16 protein-coding genes are annotated in these 19,327 nt (G+C 35.6%); 2 read left to right on the top strand and 14 right to left on the bottom strand.

The features are described from left to right. Positions 1 to 29: 29 nt before the first annotated feature. Positions 30 to 599, bottom strand: a complete 570-nt coding sequence (locus tag ACKI3H_RS00275; RefSeq protein ID WP_407370302.1) for a VanZ family protein — start codon at positions 597 to 599, stop codon at positions 30 to 32. A 288-nt stretch (positions 600 to 887) separates the two neighbouring features. Here ACKI3H_RS00275 and ACKI3H_RS00270 point away from each other — a divergent pair, with 288 nt between their 5' ends. After that, complete coding sequence (locus ACKI3H_RS00270; protein ID WP_407370301.1) at positions 888 to 1,157, top strand: hypothetical protein; 270 nt, start codon at positions 888 to 890, stop codon at positions 1,155 to 1,157. 117 nt (positions 1,158 to 1,274) lie between these two features. Here the strand turns inward: ACKI3H_RS00270 and ACKI3H_RS00265 are convergent, their stop codons facing one another. From ACKI3H_RS00265 to ACKI3H_RS00235, 7 genes are all read right to left on the bottom strand, one after another. Next, on the bottom strand, positions 1,275 to 2,033 hold the full coding sequence (locus tag ACKI3H_RS00265; RefSeq protein ID WP_407370299.1) for an alpha/beta hydrolase: 759 nt from the start codon (positions 2,031 to 2,033) through the stop codon (positions 1,275 to 1,277). Between the two features lie 18 nt (positions 2,034 to 2,051). Then, positions 2,052 to 3,005, bottom strand: a complete 954-nt coding sequence (locus ACKI3H_RS00260) for a LacI family DNA-binding transcriptional regulator (protein WP_407370298.1) — start codon at positions 3,003 to 3,005, stop codon at positions 2,052 to 2,054. A gap of 76 nt (positions 3,006 to 3,081) precedes the next feature. Further along, positions 3,082 to 6,411, bottom strand: a complete 3,330-nt coding sequence (locus ACKI3H_RS00255; protein ID WP_407370297.1) for a GH36-type glycosyl hydrolase domain-containing protein — start codon at positions 6,409 to 6,411, stop codon at positions 3,082 to 3,084. Between the two features lie 19 nt (positions 6,412 to 6,430). Beyond that, entirely contained in the window at positions 6,431 to 8,575 is a 2,145-nt protein-coding gene (locus tag ACKI3H_RS00250) for a glycoside hydrolase family 3 N-terminal domain-containing protein (RefSeq protein WP_407370296.1), read from the bottom strand. A gap of 21 nt (positions 8,576 to 8,596) precedes the next feature. Beyond that, complete coding sequence (locus ACKI3H_RS00245; protein WP_407370294.1) at positions 8,597 to 9,427, bottom strand: carbohydrate ABC transporter permease; 831 nt, start codon at positions 9,425 to 9,427, stop codon at positions 8,597 to 8,599. A gap of 20 nt (positions 9,428 to 9,447) precedes the next feature. Then, positions 9,448 to 10,344: a carbohydrate ABC transporter permease gene (locus ACKI3H_RS00240; protein ID WP_407370292.1), complete on the bottom strand. Its 897-nt coding sequence runs from the start codon at positions 10,342 to 10,344 to the stop codon at positions 9,448 to 9,450. A 174-nt stretch (positions 10,345 to 10,518) separates the two neighbouring features. Then, entirely contained in the window at positions 10,519 to 11,769 is a 1,251-nt protein-coding gene (locus ACKI3H_RS00235; protein WP_407370291.1) for a sugar ABC transporter substrate-binding protein, read from the bottom strand. 256 nt (positions 11,770 to 12,025) lie between these two features. Here ACKI3H_RS00235 and ACKI3H_RS00230 point away from each other — a divergent pair, with 256 nt between their 5' ends. After that, a complete protein-coding gene (locus ACKI3H_RS00230) occupies positions 12,026 to 13,561 on the top strand; it encodes a M protein trans-acting positive regulator PRD domain-containing protein (protein WP_407370290.1) in 1,536 nt (511 codons plus the stop codon). A gap of 85 nt (positions 13,562 to 13,646) precedes the next feature. Here ACKI3H_RS00230 and ACKI3H_RS00225 read toward each other — a convergent pair whose 3' ends face one another. From ACKI3H_RS00225 to ACKI3H_RS00200, 6 genes are read right to left on the bottom strand one after another with little or no spacing between them, the layout of a single operon-like run. Continuing rightward, positions 13,647 to 14,585, bottom strand: coding sequence for a D-ribose ABC transporter substrate-binding protein (locus ACKI3H_RS00225; RefSeq protein ID WP_407370288.1), 939 nt, complete (start codon positions 14,583 to 14,585; stop codon positions 13,647 to 13,649). Positions 14,586 to 14,599: 14 nt separating this feature from the next. Then, on the bottom strand, positions 14,600 to 15,571 hold the full coding sequence (locus tag ACKI3H_RS00220; protein WP_407370286.1) for an ABC transporter permease: 972 nt from the start codon (positions 15,569 to 15,571) through the stop codon (positions 14,600 to 14,602). Between the two features lies 1 nt (position 15,572). After that, positions 15,573 to 17,054 carry a sugar ABC transporter ATP-binding protein gene (locus ACKI3H_RS00215; RefSeq protein ID WP_407370284.1) on the bottom strand — a complete coding sequence of 494 codons (1,482 nt, stop codon included), beginning with the start codon at positions 17,052 to 17,054 and terminating at the stop codon, positions 15,573 to 15,575. 12 nt (positions 17,055 to 17,066) lie between these two features. Next, complete coding sequence (rbsD, locus tag ACKI3H_RS00210) at positions 17,067 to 17,465, bottom strand: D-ribose pyranase (protein ID WP_407370283.1); 399 nt, start codon at positions 17,463 to 17,465, stop codon at positions 17,067 to 17,069. Next, complete coding sequence (gene rbsK / locus ACKI3H_RS00205; protein ID WP_407370281.1) at positions 17,440 to 18,345, bottom strand: ribokinase; 906 nt, start codon at positions 18,343 to 18,345, stop codon at positions 17,440 to 17,442. The genes rbsD and rbsK overlap by 26 nt, the downstream gene beginning before the upstream one ends. Further along, positions 18,338 to 19,321 (bottom strand): LacI family DNA-binding transcriptional regulator, encoded by a 984-nt coding sequence (locus ACKI3H_RS00200; RefSeq protein ID WP_407370280.1) that lies wholly within the window; start codon positions 19,319 to 19,321, stop codon positions 18,338 to 18,340. The genes rbsK and ACKI3H_RS00200 overlap by 8 nt, the downstream gene beginning before the upstream one ends. Between the last annotated feature and the right edge of the window lie 6 nt (positions 19,322 to 19,327).

Here is a 19,327-nt window from a genome sequence, read left to right as displayed (position 1 = left end):
CTCGCCGAGCTTATTTTTTATATCTATCTTTAATTATCTTGTGGAATATTGTTTTTTTCTCTTTTTGACAAAAATTTGAAGAATAAAATCTGCAACGCCATTCCTATCCCTGCACCGCAACTATCGATTACTACATCACTCAATTGAGCGCCTCTTCCTGGAACGAACGATTGATGGAACTCGTCTGAAAATGCATAACCGACACAAATCAATAACCCTATTCCGATTGCTTTAAAACCCCTTATACCATTGTTCATTAAAGCTACTTTTACTAACACACCTAATACCAAATAAATAAAAAAGTGAGCATTTTTTCGGATAAAATGATGCAAATCTGGCGGAACAAGCATATGTCGCAATTCAATAGATAATGTATAGAACAAATAAGCTGCGATGAGAATAAGCAATAAATTTTTTATTCCGATTGTCATACCCCGTTTTTTTAATTTTATAAGAACAAAACCAGCCAAACCGATCACTATGAGAACTTGAGCAATTTTAATAACTTGTACACTAATGCCCAACACCGTGTGACTTAAATCCCAAGACTGTTGTTGAACTTGATGAGAAAAATAAAAAATCAAACCCATCCATAACAACACTGCCAACCAAGAAAAAATTTTGTTAATTTTTTATTTTCAAGATTCATTTCCACACATCCTTTATGTCCACTATGAATTCAATACTTTTTTCACCTAATATGATTTTTCAAGTATAAAGATAAGCACTACTAAATTCAATCAAATGTCGCTTTCACTTAGATTATTTTTGGAAACGGATGACTACTCTAATTTTTAGTATAATAAAAGAAAAATGGATCTGAGTTAGTCGAATTACGGCTTGTTCCGTCTACTCAAATAGAAATTAGTTTTGAGGTAAAGGAATTAGTGCTCGTTGCGTCAACTCAAATGGAAAACGGGTTTGAGTTAATTGAATTAAGACTCGTTATATCAACTCAAATGGAAAATGGTTTTGAGCTAATCGAATTAAAGCTCGTTGCTTCAACTCAAATGGAAAATGGTTTTGAGCTAATCGAATTAAAGCTCGTTGCATCAGCTCAAATGGAAAACGGGTTTGAGTTAATCGAATTAAAACTCGTTGTATTAACTCAAATGGAAAATGGTTTTGAGTTAATTTATTGCAACAGGATAAATTAACTCAAAAATTTCATTTAGCTTTTATTTACCTAACTGTTATTTTCCTCTTAGCAACCTAGTTTTACAACACGACTTAATAAAATTCTATATGCAGAAAAAAAAGAAGTTGAGAAATCCTCAACTTCTTTTTTTTGTTGTTACTTCTTGAATCCATTTCAAGATAACCTGTATTTCTTGATCCCAAAATGTCCAATCATGATCACCAGGCTTTTCAATAAATGTATAATTGGAAAATTTCTCTTGAAGAGCTTCTTTAAATTTCAGATTATCTGCATAGAGAAAATCTTCTGTACCACAGATTTGTAAAATGGATGGTTGAGTGTTTTCCTTTTTTACTTGTTTCAGCAAGGCATATAAGTCATTTTCAGATCCTATAAACGACTCTTTTGATCCAAATGCTGGTTTGAAAATCTTGTCTCTACCTGGATCATCTTGCCATATTCTATACGGATCTACAGCAGCTGATAGAGCAGCGATTCCTGCTACATCATTTGGATAGGTAAGCCCCCATTTCATCGCACCGTATCCACCCATTGACAGCCCAGCAATAAAAGTGTCTTCACTTTTACCAGAAATATTAAATGAATTTTTCATTTTCTGAGGAAATTCTTTTGTTAAAAAACTCCAATAATTCGGTCCCATATGCATGTCAGTATAGTAGCTCACATGAACTTGCGGCATAAAAATAGCCAAGTTGTACTTCGATGCGTAACGTGCTATTGATGAATTATACAGCCAGCTGGAATCATCGTCTGATAATCCATGCAAGAGGTACAAAATGGGATACGGTCCTGTTTGTTCCTCTGGCAAAATAGCTTTATAAGAAATCGTAAATCCTAATTCTGAAGAATTGATTTGACCAGAAATAACACTCATCTTTCTGCCTCCCGCGATTTAGTAAGATTGACTTTTCACCAATTTTGTTTTAAGAACTTGGTTTTCGACTGGTTCGTCTTTAATCAAATTAATTAATGATTGAGCTGCAATCGAACCCCATCTATGTTTAGAATAAGCAATGCTTGCTAATCTTGGTGTTATATAATTACTGACCAATAAGTTATCAAATCCAATTATGCGAATATCTTTTCCAATTTCCAAATCGGTTTTTTTAAAATAATTGTATATTCCAATAGCCATTTCATCATTAAAAGAAAATACCGAGACAGTTTCAGTCCACTTTTCATGAATGACTTTTCCAATACTTTGTCCAGAGATTTCTGAAAAGTCACCCTCTATTATTTCATATGGTTGTTTTTTTTCAGACAACACTTTCGTGGCAGCTTCCAAGCGCTCATGATTATCAAATGAATCTGGCGGTCCGGTAACCAAATAAACAAGAGAAACAGATTTCTCCAATAATGCCTCTATTGCCATTTTAGCCCCAAGAGGATTATCAACTAATACTCTGCGAATATTTTCATGATCAATTTTACGGTCCATTACTACTATTTTGTGTCCTCGATTAGCGTAATCGATTAATTCATCATCAGGAAAACCAGTATCTAAAACAATAGCACCATCAATCATTCGTTCTGGTAAAAATAAACGAGAACGGTCTCCTGAGCAAACAATCATATCATAGTTATTTTCTTTTGCTGTACTCATGATTCCTTCTAATAAGTCTCCATAAAAAGTACCTCCATAAGTTGCAAGATAGACCCCAATAATTTGAGTTTCTTTTTTTCGGAGATTTCGACCAGCCCTGTTTGGGATATAATTCAATTCGTCAGCAATTTTAATAATTTTTGCACGTGTTTTTTCAGTTACCTTGGAACTCCCATTTAGAGCATAAGACACTGTTGAAATGGAGACATTTGCTGCTTTCGCGATATCTTTTATTCCTACCATTTCTTTTCCCTACTCTCCAACCTTTGATTCTTTAATCATATCAATCATCTAACAATAAGACTAGTCTTATCTTGCATTAGAGATAAATATCAATACGATTATTTTCTGCTTTTAATTGTTTTTCAACTTCTTCTTTGGCGACTACAAATCCTCCAGAACGATATCGATTCGAATAATCCGTTGTACGAATTTTTAGTTGATTGATTTCTACATAAGATGTTTCACTGTTAAAGTGATAATAAAAGTTTACAGGCTTGTTATAAAGTTCAAAAGTAAACACTAACCCATTTAACGAATCCGGCAGTACAGGATCAATTATCAGATTCGTTTCAGTTGCCCGGATACCCAGAATATTCGAAATCAATTGGTTCATGTAAATTCCTGGTCCACTTGAATAAATACGCCATCCTCCTTTAACTTCCACTTTTCCATTTTTTAGCTTGCTAAAATTTTCAGCCGCTTCATAACGAGTCTTAAAGTCTCCATCGGAACTGCTGAAATAAGCATTGCTTTGTCGCAATTGTGCGTTAGGAACGACCGTTTTAATATTAATGGGGTTCACAATAGACAAGGCATCCCAAGCATCATTTCGTTTTCCAATTGTCGACATAGCTTCAGCAAAGCGGATGTGAGCATGAACATATTGCAGCCCTACTTCGCGTCCAAAATTAGCAGCTTGTTCAGCCCGTTTGAAATACCTGCTGACTCCACCTTTATAGCGTGCAGGTTCGCTCATAAGGCGTACACCGTCTGGATAACTCAACTCGTCCTTAATCAATTGATAATGCCGTTCAGCTTCTTCTGGAGTGAACAGTTCAGCAATCATAGATTGCTGCATAGGCAATAATCGGTAATCAATACCCGTTCTTGTGTCCGTTGGATGGATCATCAATTCAACTTTATTGGGATTTTCCATAAAGACGAAACCAGGAATCACATCCGTTGAAAGCATGTACTTTTTATAGTCTGCTGTAAGAGCTTGATACATCTCTTTCAACTCATTAGAAAAGTCTACATTATACGCATTTAAAACTTCAGCTAACTGTTTCAATGATTGATACATTAATGCAACCGTCCAACTGCTGGCCATATGGCTCTTCAAACGAGAGTCAAAAGGCTGTAGTGTATCATCCCAATCCCCATCTCCGTAGCCCGGAAGATTTGTTCCCTCTAATAAATGCTGTTGAATATAATCGATTCCCTTAACAATGTGTTCAAATACAGTAGCAGTCTGTTCGGTTTTTTCAAACGTCTCGCGGTCAGTATAAACGATTGATTCATCTAAAAAAGCGTAGTCATTTGAAGCTTTTAAATAATCCCCTATTACTTTAAGGGGCCAGACAATAATATCTCCATGACTTTCTTCCGCTTTCAAATGAGTGTAGCGATCAAACATAAACCATTGTGGCCAATTTCCATCATCAGCAAATTGATTTGCAAATAATATCCGCAATATTTCTTTAATACTGGCATAATTCTGAGTCGCCATGAAATATTCTGTTGGACCTTGCATAACATCTCTAGTTCCCCAAGCAGCTCCACCATACTGTTCCAATCCATGAGGTACCAGATAGTGAACCAGCATATTGTGCGTATACCACCAAGCAAGTAAATTTACTCTATCCAACGAATGATTTTCAGTATCAATCGATAATTTAAATCCATTCATCACTTGTTTAAGGTAATGGTTGTATTTTGAGACTTCATCTTGAAAAGAGCGGCTAACGATTTCACTGTTTCCATCTTCCAAACTGCCTTGAATCGCAACTGTAAATTTGGAGGTTTTATCCATTTCCAATACAACTAATGGACTCACAGTATCTGGTTCATTTTCCAAGAAAAAACGCTCGTCTGTAAGAGAGAAATTTACGTCTTCAATTGTCATTGTGTAGTTCAATTCCGGATAAAGATCTGACATAGTTGATTGATTATCAGAACGAAACTGTAGTTGATTTCCTTTTTTAGATAGAGAATAAGGTACTGTATTTTCAACTTCATTCATGGTTGCTTGATTGGTTAAAATAAACCGATAAGCTTTTCCTTTTTCACTTTCAACTTCTAAAAAAAGTTCAGGTCCTTCAATAGTTGTATAATTCTTAATCTTCAGCACATCATCTTGGATTTTGTAATACCATACGGCATAATTAAATCCCATTTCGAATGCACTCGGCATAGTTAAGAGCGATAAAACTCCATCCAGTTCTAAATACAATCTTTGTCCAGCAGTTTTAGCAATATTTAATCCATTCCGCATATTGCTAATAAATTTATTATTCGATGTATTTCCCATTACCACTTGAGAATTGAAGATACCATACATATAAGAAGTCGTTGTCAAGATGGATTCATCAACCGTTAATTGAGCACCGCTAAACAAAATATGTCCGTGAGGCCGTTCCATCATTTCTTCTTTTTCTTTTAACACAACATGAGCTTTCTCCTGAGTGAAAAAGGATAACAACTTTCCTTCTTCATATTCTTCTTCTATTCGTTCCGGAAAATAATTTTCAATCTCTGTTTTAGAAAAAAATTGCGTTTGTAAGGGTTCACCGATAACAGCTGCTTTTTTCACCACTTCTAAATCCGTAAATACTTCTTTTGATTGTTTAGTTTTTTCCCATAGTTGTTGGATTGTTTTTAATGCTACTGGTCTTGTAATGGCTTCCAGATGATTTAAAGCAGTGTAACCGTAAAATACAACGGACTGCTTGCCGTTTAGTTCAAGTTGTTCAGATTGTAAAGCACTATATGCCATTTCATATTGATAGACTTCGTTTGCTAACTGCTTTTGGCTCAATATAGCTGGTTCATTTGTTGTTTTGTAGCTTTTTCCAAAAAATTGAAAACCATCCGTTGAATAGCCTACTGTTTTACTCAACGCACCTTGTTGCAGGTATGGGTAATTTCCCTTGCCCTGCGCTTGATTTTGACGGCTGCAAATCGTGTAGCCATTTTCTTCTGATTCAAATACAGTATGATCTAGATATTGTGAGTTATAGGCTTCATTAGATTGAACAGTCCCTTTGTCAGCTAAACCAACATCTTGACCATATACAATGTCTACTGTGACATCTTGTCCTTCTACTTCAACTTCCCAAAACCAAGCTTCTTCAATTAAAATGAATGTAACACTGTACGTAATGTCTTTCCAGTTCCCAGCCCAACGAAGCTTATTTTTAAATTGTGAAAGGTGACTAATAGATTGTAATCCAATCAATGGGGTATAAGACACTTTATCTGCTTCAAATTTACGCAAATATACATTCATAATCGAAGCATCAAGAGCTCCAAGATTTAACTGATTAAACATGGTTCCATTTGCATTTAGTTCAAATAAATCACCGCTCATTTTAAACTGAGCGGTTAGTTCACCTTCATTTATACTAATTAATTGGTTTTTAATCATATTCATCCCTCATCTTTATCTATTTAGTCATTAATTTAATAGTTTTACTTTGGACATTCTCGCTATCTTTACCCACCATGACTATAAATGTCCCACTGTCGGTAGCAAACGTAAGGTCAGGATGTACATAAGCTAATTCTTCAGCTGTAAACGTAAAATTAACTTCTTTTTCTTCTTGAGATTCCAAGGTGATTTTTTTAAATCCTTTTAATTCTTTTACCGGTCTGACAACTTTTCCTACTTCATCTTGAATATACAATTGAACAATTTCAGACCCAGTAATCGCTCCTTCATTTTTAACAGTAACACTCACCGTTACACTATCCTCTTTAGTAAATGTTGCATGGGAAAGGCTAAAGGATGAGTAAGAAAAAGTCGTATAGCTTAATCCAAAGCCGAATGGGAACAAAGGAGAATTCTCCACATCTAAATATTTAGACAAGTACTTTTCTGCTTTATTTTCTTCATTCATTGGTCTGCCCGTTTTGTCTTGATTGTAGTAAATTGGAACTTGACCTACGTTTCTTGGAAAGGACATGGTTAGTTTTCCAGAAGGATTCACTTCTCCAAATAATACATTTGCTAAAGCTACTCCGCCTTCTGTTCCAGGGAACCAAGCTTCTACTAAACCATCAACATCGTCCACAATATCGGATAGATCTAATGGTCTTCCATTAAATAAAGTTGCTACAACTGGTTTAGAAATTTCGCGAACGGCCTTCACTAATTCAATTTGGTCATTTGGCAAGGAAATGGATGTTCGACTAGCTGCCTCACCGCTCATTTCAGAAGTTTCGCCAAGCGCAAGTACGATCACATCCACATCTGTTAATTTTGCATCAGCTGAATGATTTATAATATCCGTTTCTTCTATTACTATTAACTGTTCGGAAGAAATATGCTCCACCATTCCTTCATAAAGCGAACGCGTTTCTGAAGTATCTCCTTTCCAAGACCATGAACCTAGCAAATCATTCGTTTGACCGTTTGGTCCAATCAAGGCAACTTTCATGTCTTTTTTCAAAGGTAAAATCTGTTCATTTTTTAGTAACACGATAGATTGCTCTGCACTCATTCTTGCAGCTTCACGGTTTTCTTGACTGAAGACTTCTTGTTCTTCTTTTTGAGCATTAGCCCCACGATAGGGATTTTCAAATAGACCTAAGTCATTCTTCAACTCTAAAATACGTAAAACTGCTTCATCTAATTTTTGTTCATCTACTGTGCCGCTTTCAATCAAGCCTTGCAGCTCACTGGAATAAGCAGCTGACATCATTTCCATATCGACTCCAGCTTCAAAAGCTAGTGTCCCTGCTTCTTTTAAATTTTCTGCAACTCCATGTGCAATCAATTCGCCAATCGCACCCCAATCTGAAATCAGTACACCATCAAATCCCATTTCTTTACGCAGTACTTCATTCATTAACCAATTATTTCCTGTTGCAGGTACGCCATCTACTGTGTTAAATGCCGTCATGACCAAACGACTTCCTTCATCAATGGCCGCTTTATAAGCTGGCAAATAATTTTCACGTAATTGTCTTTCTGACATATTCACTGTGTTGTATTCTCTTCCAGCAATTGGTGCTCCATAAGCTGCAAAATGTTTCACACAAGCTGCCATCTTAGACATATCCTCTTTTAGGTTTGATCCTTGATACCCGCGAACAAAAGCTCGTGCCATTTGTTGGTTTAAATAGGCATCTTCTCCTGTTGACTCCATCACTCTACCCCATCTTGCGTCCCGCACTAAATCGACCATTGGAGAGAAAGTTACATGTAATCCTGAAACAGCTGATTCTCTTGCTGCAATTGAAGCTGTTTGTTCAACTAACTTAGGATCCCAAGAACTAGCCAAACCTAAAGGGATAGGAAAAATAGTGCGATAGCCATGTACAATATCTGCCATAAATAATAAAGGTATCCCTAGTCGATTGGATTCTAAATGTGACTGTTGAATAACTTTTACTTGTTCAGCACCAGAAATGCCTAAAACTGAGCCAACTGTTGTCATTTTTTCGGTTGTTAAATGCATGTCGTTCATCGGTCCTGTAATTTCATTTTCTGTTGTATTGTAAAAATCTGCCGATAATTGTATCATTTGACCAATCTTTTCTTCAACCGTCATTTTATTTATAAGCTTCTTTAATTCTTCTGATTTCATAATATCCTCCTTAGAATGGTGTTATTTCAAACCTGATACATTAAAGCCTTGTAAAATGTATTTTTGGAACGTCAAGAAAATAATGATGATTGGAACGACCATAAAGGTTGCACCAGCCATTTGTAAAGCATAATTGTTACCATATTGCCCTTGTAAAAGTTGTAACCCCACAGAAAGTGTGTAGTATTTTTCATCATTGGCTATAATCAATGGCCACATAAATGAATTCCAACCAGCAATAAAGGTCAAAATACCTTGTACCGCTAGAATTGGTCTGGATAACGGAATAATAATTCGAGTAAAAATGTAAAATTCGCTTGCCCCATCTAATCGAGCAGCTTCTAATAGTTCATCAGAAATGGTTGACATAAATTGTCGGAATAGAAAAATTCCGTATGCTCCTACTAATCCTGGCAATACGATTCCAGCTAAAGTGTTCGTCAGTCCCAAGTTATTTAGAATCAAATATACAGGTATCATAGTTACTTGCCCCGGAATCATCATCGTGGCCAGTATCATAATAAAGAGACTATTTCTTCCTTTAAAGCGATACTTGGCAAATCCATAGCCAGCCATAGCATTGAGAAACATTCCACCGAAGGAAAAAGCGGTGATAATCAATGTATTTTTTAAATAAACCCCAAAATTCATTTTTTCGAATAAATCAATAAAGTTTTGGAAAGTCCATTCCTTGGGTATTAAACCAGATTCCATAGAAACAATTTCAGCATTTGTTTTAAATGAAGAAAGCATCATCCAGATAAATGGCATAACCGCTATAATTCCACCTATAACCAAAATAACGCCTACGATCACTTTATTTCTCTTTTGCGATTTCTTATAAGAATTCATTTATTGTATGCTCCTTTCTCTTACATTTCATTTTCATTATTTTTCAATTGCCCTCTAAGTTGGAACAAAGTGATAATAATAATCACAACAAACAAAATCAATGATCCTGCTGCTGCATAACCAAATTCATTCAGTTGGAACCCATTTCGGTACAAGAAGAGTGAAATACTTGTGGTGCTGTTTAATGGCCCCCCTTCCGTCATAACAAACGGTTCTTCGAAGAATTGCAACCAACCGATAATAGTCGTAACACTGACAAAGAAAATAGAGAATTTCAACATCGGTACAGTGATGTAGCGTAATTGATTCCATTTTGAAGCTCCGTCTAACTCTGCTGCTTCATAGTATTCTGATGGAATACCTTGTAAAGCTGCTAAGAAAATCAGCATATTGATACCTGTTCCTCTCCAGAGAGCCAAGATAATCAATGAAAGTTTTGCTACAGCGGGATCTAGTAACCAAGCAACCGGAGCGATCCCAACCAAATCTAATAGTTGGTTAAATAATCCTATTGCAATATTAGGGTTGTACAAAAAGGTCCATACAACAGAAACAGCAACAATATTGGTTATCGAAGGTGAATAAAAAATTAATCTCATGAAAGAGAAAAATCTTCCATCTCCAACATTTATTAAAATTGCCAGCCCTAGCGAAATCATTACGACTAAAGGAACTCCAATTAAAACATAATATATAGTGTTTCCTGCAGCTTTAATAAAAATTGGATCTGCCAAAATATTTTTATAATTGTCTATTCCAATAAAATTGATTCTTGACCAATCTGCTAATCCCGCTAAGCTCAAGTCCGTAAAACTAATAAACAAAGCAATAAATATAGGGAGTATAGAAAAGACCAAAAGTAAAATAATAGCTGGTGAAATAAAAAAATAAGGAGCTTTTTTGTTTGCCGATTTCATAATATTATTCATCCTTTCTTAAACTAATTGACTTAGACTAGAGTGTACTCAACACTACTCATACTTTGTATCAATAAAAATTCAGAAGAATAAATCAAGAAGCGAATTGTTTTGATTATTCCTCTGAATTTTCACATCAACTAACTAACAATAACTATTTGAAACTTAATCTTTTTATTGAAGTAAATTTTCAGTTTCAGCATTAAATTCATCCATTTTTTCTTGACTGTCAGCTCCGCCTAAATAAATTTCTTCCCAATCTTCTAAATAACTTGCAGCAATTCGTTCGAATTCTGGAATTAAAGGCATTGACTCAGAATTTTCAAGCTGTTCTCCAAAAACTGCAATAATTGGATCTGATAATGCTTCATCTTCCCAAGCAATAGTTGCAGACGGTAAAGAGTTAGATGATTCAAAGAATGCCAATTGATTTTCAGGACGAGACAAGAATTCAATTAAGGCAACCGCATTTTCTTCATTTTCTGTTCCATTGAATACTGCTAAGTTAGCTCCACCAGTATTTGACAAGTTATTTTCTGAACCTGATGGCAACACAGCTGTTGCCCATTTCCCTTCAATATCGGTTGTACTGTCGTTGATTGAATTGATCATCCAAGGTCCACTGATAAACATAGGTACGATTCCTTCTCCGCCAAATGTTTGAGAAATATCTAGACCTAAGTCTTGTTTAGGAGAAGAACCATTTTGAATAAAAGTATTTAAGTAATCCACCGTTTCGACAAAAGGTGCTTCATTAAAAACAGGTTTTTTATCTTCGTTAAACAGTTCTGATCCGTTCTGACGAGCAAACATAAATGCAGCTGATTGATCATTAGAATCAACTTGGAAACCGTACATATTGTCTCCGCGTTCAGATAATTTCATAGCCGCATCTGTTAATTCTTCCCAATCCTTTGGAGCTTGAGAATAGCCGACTTCTTCTAATAAATCAGTTCGATAATATAGGGCTCTTGTTTCTGTATACCAAGGTACTGCATAGTAAGTGTCATCAAATTTAGTTGTCGCAACTGAACCTTCAAAAAAGTTTTCCGAATTCAATGTATCTTCTGTTTCAATATAAGAAGATATATCTTGCAAAGCACCTGCGTCAACAAATTCAGCCATCCAGGTTGTTCCCATTTGAACGACATCTGGACCGTCACCTGAAGCAACTGCCGTCAACAATTTATCATGAGCACTAGCCCAAGGAATACTTTGAATATCGACTGTGATACCCGTTTCTTCAGTAAAGTCATCTAAAATGGGTTGAATTTGTTCATTTCCATCCCCCATGTACCAAAAAGATACTGAATCACTTGATGCACTGTCCCCCGATTCGTTACTACCACTTGAACAAGCCATCAATAAACCTGCTGAAGCTAACGTTAATACCCCCACAGCCGTTTTCTTATACCATTTATTCATTCTTTTATTCCTCCTTTTTTATTGGTGAAACGTTTCTATAAATAATATAAAACTCTTTCATTAAAAATGCAAGCGTTTTATCGAAACGTTTTTATTTATATGTTCAACTTATTTTTATGGTTTATTTTTCCTCTGTATCTTTTTTTTTACTTTACAGGTAAAATATAATTATCAACCCTTTTTGAATAGGCTTACATCCGAATTTATATGTTCATACTCCTAGCCATTAAAAATTTCAAGAAAATGAGGGATCAGTATGCGTAAAGTACTAGATGCAAGTGAGCGTAGAAAATTAGAAGTCCTTGAATATCTTTATTTTACTGGAAGCTGGGTGACTTTAAAGGAACTTGCCCAAAAGACAGTTAGCTCTGAAAGAATTTTAAAGCAGGATATGCTTCAACTACGTGACTACTTCTCTGTAGAAGTGTTGCAAACTTCTCATCTAGGAATTCGTCTGTTACTGCCTCCTCATAGAGATCGCGATGATCTTTATCGGTATTTTTTATCAAACAGCTTAGCATTTAAATTTATAGAAATGCTTATTTATGATGAAACGAAAACAGTATTTGAATTAGCTGAAGAATTATATGTCAGTTCGTCTACATTATTACGTCTCATAAAAAAACTGAATGTATCCTTAGCTGCTTATTACGTCCAAGTGCAAACAAATCCTTGTAAGTTGATTAGTGAAAATGAAGAAAGCATCCGTTATTTTTATATCAGTTACTTTTCGGAGCGATACAGTAATCTAGAGTGGCCGTTCAAAACCATTAACCAAAATTTTTTCGAACAATTCTTAGTTTTTATTGCAAAAATTAACAATATTCCATTAAATTTCTCTGATTTTAAGCGTTTGAAACTTTGGACAGCTATCCCTTACTTAAGAATTAAGCAAGGACATTATGTGTCTATGAAATCCTCTAATTATTCCAATATGATTCCGGATTGTTCAAGATTTCAACCTTTAACAGGAGAAATTGAGAAAAAATTAGCTATCACGCTTGATAAAAATTTTATTGAGCAAGTTTTTTCAATTTTTATTAACAATGATTTTAAATTTAGCTATGAATCTTTACTAGAAGATACTAAAACTGATTCTGCTGTTAAAGAACGAGTCTCTTATCATGCCACCTTGCTACATAATTTATCCAATCAAATTGGAATACCCATACCCAATTATCAACACTTATTGAAAGAGTTATTTAATATTTCACATTTTGTTTTCAAGTCAAAAGAAGGTCAATACCCGCCTCCTTATATTTTATTTAATTCAAAAAAATATTTTGTTCAATCAATGGAAGACATGTTTCCAGATTTTATAGCTTTAGCTTTTTCAAATTTAAAAAAATATGAAAAAAAAACAAATGAAAATTACAGTGAAACTGCTAGATATGAGATTATCTATACTTTACTCGTACAGTGGGATCACTTAATACCTGAACTTTATAACAAAAAAGATAAAGTTCGATTATTGATTGTAAGTGATTTCGATATTGAACATGCTAAAATGATTCAAGATTTATTACACCGGTATTTAAAACATGAAATTATTACTATTCTTTATACCAATCCAATTTTTTCATTAAAACATCTTAATAATAATACGTATGATATTTTAATTACTACTTTTACACTTCCTTTTGATGTAGATACAATTGAGAAAAGTTGTATTTGCATCCGAAATGTTCCAACTAAAGATAATATAACAGCTATTGCTCAAGCAATTGAATACCACTATAAACTAAAAAAATACCCCATGAAAAGGATATTGCAAAAGTATATTCAATTCTAAATCAAGTTCCAAAAATAAGAATAAATTGAATACTAAAAGGGTTTGAGACATATAAAATGTCTCAAACCCTTTTTTTGTATACTGTCTATTCTTCACTTGTTACTAATTCTAATGGTGAAGCAATGTATTCTTCAATTGTTTCGCCAGCAAAGTAATCAAAAGCTGCTTGCATCGCTAATTTACCCATTTCATTAGGTTGTTGAGCAACAGTTGCACTTAAGGTACCTGCTTCTACTGCTTTGATTCCATCTTCTGTTCCATCAAAACCAACTACTTGGATCTCTCCAGTTTTTCCTGCAGATTGAATGGCTTCGATAGCACCTAATGCCATTTCATCATTTTGTGCAAAGACAGCTTGGATGTCTGGATTAGCTTGCAACATGTTTTCCATAACTGTTAATCCTTCTGCGCGGTCAAAATTTGCCGTTTGACTATCTATTACATTTAATGATTCTTCAGCGATATTTGTAAACCCTTCTCCACGCTCTCTAGTAGCAGAAGCTCCTGGAACGCCTTCTAATTGAACCGTATTTGCGTCTGTTCCTGAAATTTCTTCAATGTATTTCGCCGCCATTTCGCCACCTTCTACGTTGTCAGAAGCGACTAATGTCACTATTTCTCCGCCATCACTTGAACGATCAATCGTGATGACTGGAATTCCAGCAGCGTTTGCGGATTCAACAGCTGGTGTGATTGCAGCTGAATCGACTGGATTGATCAATAAGATGTCTACTCCTTGTTGGATCAAGTCATCGATATCGTTGGTTTGTTTCGCTGTGTCATCTTGAGCATCTACACTTTTTACAGTTGTGTCTTGCTCATCTGCCAAATCTGTAATTCCTTGTTCTAGAGAAACAAAAAACGGATTGTTCAATGTAGAAATAGATACACCAACAACTAATTCTGAGGTTTCTTTTTCTTCCACAGGACCGCTTTCAGTATTGTTTTCACCTTCCAAAGTTGCTGCCCCACATCCTGCCATAAATAAAGCTGCTGCTGTTGCTAAACCGATTATTTTTTTCATCTTTGTTATTCCTCCTATTTTTTGTTTTTTCTGTCTAATAATACTGCGATAATGATAACAATACCCTTAACGACTTGTTGGTAGAAACTTGATATCCCTAATAAATTCATTCCATTATTCAATGTTCCGATAATCAAAGCCCCAATTAAGGTCCCAACTAGTCTTCCACGTCCACCAGATAAACTTGTTCCGCCTAAGACAACAGAGGCAATGGCGTCCATTTCATAAGACGTACCAGCAGTCGGTTGTGCAGAATCTAATCTAGATGTGATGATGATCCCAGCTAGAGAAGCCATCAAACCAGATAAAGCGTAGATGCCTGTTTTGATACGATCGTTTTTGATACCTGCAATAAATGAAGCTTTCTCATTCCCCCCTATCGCAAATGTTTTTCTACCAAAAGTCATTTTGTGTAACAGGATAAACAATAAGACAAAACTAATGATCATCAATACGACTGGGAATGGGATACCAAATAAATACCCGCGGCCAACAAATTTGAAAATAAAGCTGTCGCCAATACCCGTGATTGGATTTCCATCTGTATAAACCAGTGTCAATCCACGATAAATCGTCATTGTTGCAAGTGTCGCAATAAATGGAGCCATATTTCCTTTAGTAATCAATAAGCCGTTAACAGCTCCGAATACCGTTCCTACTACTAAACTTAAAATCATTGCCAGTATTGGATCCATGCCGGCTGCAATCGAGCCTGCCATTAAAGCACTACTTAAGGCTAGGGTTGATCCAACAGATAAATCGATTCCACCTGTAATAATGACAAAGGTCATCCCAAAAGCAATCAAAGCATTCGTTGAAACTTGTCTCAATAAGTTCAATAGATTCGTTGGTGCAATAAAACTTGGATTTACAATCGTTACTAATACCACTAATACGATTAATGCAAGGAATGGCCCAATTTTTCCAATATAATTTTTTGGCGTTCCCGTTTTCTTTTCTTTTTTTTCTACATTCGCTTCTATCATTTTAGTACCCTCCCGTTGCGAGTTTCATTATTTTTTCTTCTGTCGCTTCTGCTTTAGATAATTCCCCAGCGACATGACCTTCATGGATTACGATCACTCGGTCACTAACTCCTAAAATTTCTGGTAAGTCACTTGAAACCATGATGATGGCCACACCTCTATCCGCTAATTCATTCATCAGTTGATAGATTTCTCGTTTTGCTCCAACGTCTACACCACGAGTCGGTTCATCTAAAATCAATACTTTTGAGCCAATGCCGATCCATTTGGCTAAGACAACTTTTTGTTGATTTCCACCAGATAAGCTGGAAACGCTATCAAATTGATCTTCTGCTTTAACATGCAAACGTTCCATCAATAGTTTGGCAAAATCGGTTTCTGCATGTGTATCAATCAGCCCTTTTTTACTAAATCCATCAATCGATGGCAAGCTGATATTGTCTCGAATTGAATAGTCTAAGATCAATCCCTCTTCTTTTCGATTTTCTGTTAAGAAACCAATCCCTTTTTCAATTGCCATACTTGGATTTTTAATCGTAATTTTTTCCCCTTCAAGGTAAATTTCTCCTTGATCCAATTCATCGATTCCAAACAAGCTACGCATGATTTCGGTTCTTCCAGCTCCCATCAAACCTGAGAATCCAACGATTTCGCCAGATTTCACAGTAAATGAAATGTTTTCAAATCGATTTTCTTGTGTTAATCCTTTTGTTTCAAATACAGTATTTCCAATTTTAGACTGTTTCTTTGGATAGTAGTCTTCTAGGTCACGTCCAACCATTTTGCGTACAACTTCATCATTTGTGGTCTTTTTTGTCAATGTTGTATCAATTGATACGCCATCTCGCATAACGGTAATGCGATCACTGATTTTAAAAATTTCTTCCATCCGATGTGAGATATAGATAATGGCTACTTTTTTTCGTTTCAACGTTGCAATAATTTTGAACAGTACATCGATTTCTCTTTCCGTTAACGCTGCTGTTGGTTCATCCATAATAATGACTTGAGCATTTGTCATCAATGATTTGGCAATTTCAATCATTTGTTGTTGACCTACTGAAAGTTGTTTGACATCTGCATCCAAATCAATGTGGACCCCTAGATCATTAAACGTCGCTTCTGCAAGACTGCGCATCTCTTTTGTTTTGATCCAACCCATTTTGTTCTTAAGTTCTTTCCCAATAAATAAGTTTTCCAGTACCGTCATTTCGGGCCAAGTATTCATTTCTTGGTGAATAAAACTTACCCCGTGTTCTTCTGCTTCTTTTGGATTATCAAAATGTTTTTTTTCATTATTGATACTAATTTCTCCAGCATCTGATTTGTGCAGTCCCGTTAAAATATTCATCAATGTCGATTTCCCAGCTCCATTTTCACCCATCAAGGCATGAACTTCACCAGCATGAATATCAAAATCGACTCCTCTGAGGACGGAATTGCTGCCAAAACTTTTTCTAATGCCTGTCATTTTTACTTCCATCTGTCATACCTCCTAAAATAAAACACCTGATTGCAATATGATGTTGGAATAAGGTGTTGCTTCTCCTGTTCGTATAACAACTTTTACATCTTGCAACTGTTCTTTAAATGCTTCATGACTTACATAGCTTATTTGTTCACCATCTATTAATGTTGCTTTTATATCCCTTAACTGTGTGGTATTTTGTTCTTTGATTTCCTCAGCTAAAACCACTTTTTCAACTTTCATATCGCTTAAAACAACTTTTAAAACTGATAGAAATGATGGTTCAGCTAACGTTAAAGCTAAATCAATTTTTTTCACACCATTTGGTACAGGTAACCCTGCATCTCCGATTGCGATTTTATCTGTATGGCCTAAATCGGATAAGACTTTTGCTATGTCACTATTTAATATTCCATGCTTTTTCATAATTCTCACTCTCTTTCATTTCTGCTAGTGTAGGCATTCCGCCTTGAGCGCCAAATTTTTGAATTGATAAGGAAGCAGCTAAGTTTCCAAAACGAATACTGGAATCCATATCTAAACCAGACGTAAGGGCTACAGCAAATGCTCCGTTAAAGGTGTCTCCTGCGCCTGTTGTATCTATTGGATCCACTGAGTAAGAAGAAACGTGCTTCTCACTTATTCCATCATGATAATAAACACCTTTAGACCCCATCGTCACAATCAATTGATTTGGGTAATGAGCTAATCCTTCAGACAAGGTCAAATTCGGAAATAACAACTTGAACTCACTTTCGTTTGGTGTCAGATAAGTAGCCTTTTCTAAAATGCTTTGGCTAACAAATCTAGCAGGAGCCGGGTTGTAGATGACTTCAATATTTTGAGTAAAACAATCCTCAATAATTTTTTCAACAACTTCTTGCGGCAATTCATTTTGTACAACCACGATGTCGCTTGTTTGAATCAGCTCATTTAATTTCTCAATTCTGTTTGTATCAATCGCATTATTCGCTCCTGGAACATAAACAATGCAATTGTCTCCATCTACAATTGTGATATGAGCCGATCCAGATGGAAGATATGTAACGGGTTCCACATAGTCTACATGAATGTTATTAACTGTCAGGTTCTGAATCAGTTCTTTTCCGAACAAATCCTTTCCAACTGTTCCAGCCATATAAACGTCACCTCCTAATCGAGCACTTGCAACTGCTTGATTGGCTCCTTTCCCACCAAATGTTGTGCTGAAATCATTGCCGGTAATGGTTTCTCCGACTTCAGGTCTTATATCGGCTGTCACTACAAAATCTGTAGATATACTACCAATTACGGTTATTTTACTCATGTTCATCCTTCTTTCTAACTGATTCTCTAATTTTTACCGTTACAGGCAATTGAATACGGCTATTTTCAACAAATCCTTTTTCAATAATGTCACACAAGAGTTCTGCACCTTTATACCCGATTTCATAAGCCGGTTGAGCGATTGTTGCTAATCCTGGATAAACCATTTTACTAAATGGCATATCATCATAGCCAATGATTTGAAAATCTTCTGGAATGCGACGACCTCTTTTAAGTGCTTCTTTCATAACGGCCATTGCATAAACATCATTTGAAGCAATCACGCTGTCTGCATGAGGAAATTTTTCAAAAAACTGTTCTGCCGTTTCCTCTGCTTCTTCTAACTGAAAACTAGTCGTTTGGAACACTTGATAGTCTATGTGATTTTCTTGCAATACTTTTTGGTTTCCGGCTAATCGAACAGCAGAACTGGGCACTTCTTTTGGACCCACCATAATGACGATTTCTTTTGGACTTCTGGCTACGATTGCTTCAGCAGCCATCATTCCACCTGTGTAATCATCTGAATGAACAGCAAAATCATGGTCGCTTTTCACTCGGTCTAATAAAACAAATGGCATCTGTTGAAAATCTTTCATATTGCCTTGAACCGCTGAAATGACTCCAGCAATGTTATTTTGCGAAAAAATTTTCAAGTACTCTTTTTCTTTTTCAAGATCCTCTTCCACATTTCCTAATAACAAGCTATAGCCTCGTTGGTTTACACCGTCTTCTACTCCTTTGGCGATTAAAGGGAAAAAAGGATTTGCGATGTCTGGCAACAGTAAGCCAATCAGTTTTGATTTTTTTTGATAGAGAGATCTTGCTACCTCATTAGGGTAAAAGTTCAATTCTTTTACGGCTGCCTCCACTTTTTTTCGAGCGTCTTCACTGACATAACCACTATTGTTTAATGCTCTAGATACAGTAGCTACCGATACACCTGCTAATTTTGCGACTTCCTTTATCGTTGTCATGATATC

This window comes from Carnobacterium sp., assembly GCF_045617425.1.
Taxonomy (GTDB): domain Bacteria; phylum Bacillota; class Bacilli; order Lactobacillales; family Carnobacteriaceae; genus Carnobacterium_B.
Note: the sequence above shows the minus strand (reverse complement) of the source record. Positions and strands in the feature narration are given on the sequence as shown.